This window comes from Phenylobacterium sp., from assembly GCF_044372605.1.
In the GTDB taxonomy this organism is placed as follows: domain Bacteria; phylum Pseudomonadota; class Alphaproteobacteria; order Caulobacterales; family Caulobacteraceae; genus Phenylobacterium.
Window position 1 is genome coordinate 1 of record NZ_JBILRO010000297.1, and the last position, 3,679, is coordinate 3,679.

The 3,679-nt window shown below is 66.2% G+C and carries 3 protein-coding genes; all 3 read left to right on the forward strand.

The window, feature by feature from the left end; all coding sequences use genetic code 11:
- Window positions 1–2,311: carbamoyl-phosphate synthase large subunit (gene carB / locus ACIQ42_RS17115; protein ID WP_397423443.1), on the forward strand; the 2,311-nt coding region annotated here is incomplete at its 5' end.
- A 42-nt stretch (window positions 2,312–2,353) separates the two neighbouring features.
- Window positions 2,354–3,346 (forward strand): alpha/beta hydrolase, encoded by a 993-nt coding sequence (locus ACIQ42_RS17120; RefSeq protein ID WP_397423444.1) that lies wholly within the window; start codon window positions 2,354–2,356, stop codon window positions 3,344–3,346.
- Window positions 3,343–3,679: hypothetical protein (locus ACIQ42_RS17125; protein WP_397423445.1), on the forward strand; the 337-nt coding region annotated here is incomplete at its 3' end. The genes ACIQ42_RS17120 and ACIQ42_RS17125, both read left to right, overlap by 4 nt.

The window sequence follows — 3,679 nt, forward strand, 5'->3', positions numbered from 1 at the left end:
GGGCTACACGCTCGATGAGTTGATGAACGACATCACCGGCGCCACGCCGGCCTCGTTCGAGCCCAGCATCGACTATGTGGTCACCAAGATCCCCCGCTTCGCCTTCGAGAAGTATCCGGGCGCCGAGGCCTATCTGACCACCTCCATGAAGTCGGTGGGCGAGGTGATGGCCATCGGCCGCTGTTTCGCCGAGAGCCTGCAGAAAGCTCTGCGCGGTCTCGAAACCGGTCTGACGGGTCTGGATGAAATTTCGATTCCCGGCGCCAACGATCCGGAGATGGGCCACGCCGCCATCCTGCGCGCGCTGGGCACGCCGACCCCGGACCGCCTGCTGGTGATCGCCCAGGCCTTCCGTGCAGGCCTGACCTGCGAGGAGATCCACGCGGCCTGTTCCTATGAGCCCTGGTTCCTGCGGCAGATTGAAACCCTGATGCAGGAAGAGGCCCAGGTCCGCGGCCAGGGTCTGCCCACCGATCCCGCCGGCCTGCGCCGGCTCAAGGCGCTGGGCTTTTCCGATGCGCGTCTGGCCAAGCTGATCCATTCGACCGAATCCGAGGTCCGCACCCGCCGTCGCGCCCTGGGCGTACGCCCGGTGTTCAAGCGGATCGACACCTGCGCCGGCGAGTTCCGCGCCGAAACGCCCTACATGTACTCGACCTATGAGACCGGCGCGCTGGGCCAGGTCCCTGAGTGCGAGAGCGACCCGACTGATCGCAAGAAGGCGATCATCCTGGGCGGCGGACCCAACCGGATCGGCCAGGGCATCGAGTTCGACTACTGCTGCTGCCACGCCGCCTTCGCGCTCAAGGATATCGGCGTCGAGTCGATCATGGTGAACTGCAACCCCGAGACCGTCTCCACCGACTACGACACGTCCGATCGACTCTACTTCGAGCCGTTGACGGCAGAGGACGTTCTTGAACTGATCGACGTCGAGCAGTCCAAGGGCACGCTGCTGGGTGTCATTGTCCAGTTCGGCGGCCAGACGCCGCTCAAGCTGGCGCAGCCGCTGGAGGACGCCGGCATCCCGATCCTCGGCACCTCGCCGGACGCGATCGACCTGGCCGAAGACCGCGAGCGGTTCCAGCAACTGCTCCATCGCCTGAACATCGCCCAGCCCGTCAACGCCATCGCCCGCTCCCGTGACGAGGCCTTCGCCGGGGCCCACAAGGTTGGCTACCCCGTGGTGATCCGGCCCTCCTATGTGCTGGGCGGGCGCGCCATGGAGATCGTGCGCGATGACGAGCAGCTGGAACGCTACATCACCACCGCCGTGCAGGTGTCCGGCGACAGCCCCGTCCTGATCGATCAGTATCTGAGCCGCGCCACAGAGGTGGACGTGGACGCGCTTTGCGATGACACCGGCGCCGTCTTCGTGGCCGGCGTGCTGGAGCACATCGAGGAGGCGGGCGTCCACTCCGGCGACAGCGCCTGTTCGATGCCGCCATTCTCGCTCAAGGCCGAGACCATCGCCGAATTGAAGCGTCAGACCGAGGAAATGGCGCGGGCCCTGAAGGTGCGCGGCCTGATGAACGTGCAGTTCGCCATCGAGGAGCCGCAGAGCGACACGCCCCGGATCTATGTGCTCGAGGTCAATCCCCGGGCCAGCCGAACGGTGCCGTTCGTCGCCAAGACGATCGGTCAGCCCGTCGCTGCCATCGCCGCCAAGCTGATGGCGGGCAAACCGCTTTCGGACTTCGGCCTGGTCGATGCGCCTTACGACCATATCGCGGTCAAGGAAGCCGTGTTCCCGTTCGCCCGGTTCGCGGGCGTCGACACCATCCTGGGCCCGGAGATGCGCTCGACCGGCGAGGTGATGGGCCTGGACTGGATCCGCGAGGGCGAAACCACGTCCGCTGCGGCTTTCGCCCGCGCCTTCGCCAAGGCGCAGCTCGGCGGTGGCACGCGCCTGCCGCAGAAGGGGTGCCTGTTTGTGTCGGTGCGCGATGATGACAAGGCGTGGATCGCCGAGCCGGTGCGTCTGATGCTGGCCCAGGGCTTCCGGGTGCTGGCCACGGCCGGAACCGGCGCCTATCTGGCCGAACAAGGGCTCAAGGTGGAGCTGGTCAAGAAGGTGCTCGAAGGTCGCCCGCACATCGTGGACGCCATGAAAAACGGCGACGTCCAGCTGGTCTTCAACACCACCGAGGGCAAGCAGTCGCTGAAGGACAGCTTCGAGATCCGCCGCACGTCGCTGATGATGAAGATCCCCTACTTCACCACCACCCCGGCCGCCCTGGCGGCGGCGCAGGCGATCGCCGAGGTCGCCAAGGCGCCGCTCGAGGTGAGGCCTCTGCAGAGCTATAGCTAGTCGCCGGGACTATGGTAGCCTCCGGAAAAATCGGAGGCGCCCATGTTGCGGATCATTCTCGCGGTCCTGGCTGTGTTCGGGCTGGCTGCAACGGCCCATGCCCAGCCCGCCCGGCTGGAAACCATCGAGCTGAGCTCGAAGCTTGTGCCGTCGCCGGTCAAGGTCTCGGTGCTGCTACCGGCCGGCTACGACGCCGCGAAGGGCCTGCCGCTGTTGCTGATGCTGCATGGCGGCGGAGGCGACAACGGCTTCCTGACGAGCATGCGCCCCATCGTCGAGGCGGCCTGGGCCGCCGGGGAGTTTCCGCCTGCGGTCGTGGTGACCCCGAATGTCGGGCGTTCGCTCTACATGGACTATCGCGACGGCTCGCAGAAATGGGAGACCTTCCTGGTCAAGGAAATGATCCCCGAGCTTCGCCGGCGTTATGGCCTTTCGCCCGAGCGCAGCAAGACGGTGGTGACCGGCATATCCATGGGCGGCCTCGGCAGCCTGAGGCTGGGCTTCAACCATCCCGAGGTCTTCGGCGGGCTGGCGGCGCTGGAAGCCGGGATCGAGCCGGCGCTCAGCTTCGATGATGTGAAGATGCGCAACCGCTTCCAGCGGAACGACCAGTTCTTCGGAACCATCTTTGGCAATCCGGTGGATCGGGCGTTCTGGCGCAAGTCAAACCCGGCCAACATGGTGCTGGATAACCGGGAGAAGATCCTGGCCTCAGGCCTTTCGATCTATGTCGAGGTCGGCGATATCGACATGTTCCATCTGGATGAGGGCGTGGAGTTCCTCCACCGGGTCATGTGGGACCACGGCATCCCGCACGAGTACCGGCTGGTGCGAGGGGCCGACCACCTGGGCAAGACTATCCAGCCACGCATGCGCGACGCACTGAAGTTCCTGAACCTGCACGTCCTGAACCCGCCGCCCGCCGACACCAGCTTCGCCACCAACAAGGCCACGATCGACCGGCTGCGCCGCGCCATGGGCGTGCCCGACGACCAGCCCCGCCCGCCCTTGCCACCGACGAGCCTGCCGAAATGATCGCCCGCCGCACCCTGCTCGCCGCCACCCCGGCTCTCGCCCTCGCCCGGCCAGTGCTGGCGGCGCCGTCAAAGGATGTCGCCGTCCGCGGTAGCAAGGCCTACAGCGAATCCGCCATGGTCATGTCGGTGTCCGCCGATGGCTCCAGCGCGATCACCCTGCGGTTCTGCCGTTTCCCGGTCGAGGGCTACACCTGGCTATGGTGCCATATGCTCAAGGACGGAGTGCTGTACGCCTTCACCAGTCATGACCTGCCCTGTTCGGCAGACCGCCTGGCCGGAACCCCCAGCGCCGCCTACGAAGCCTCACCGCTAAGTGCAGCTCTGGTGCGAG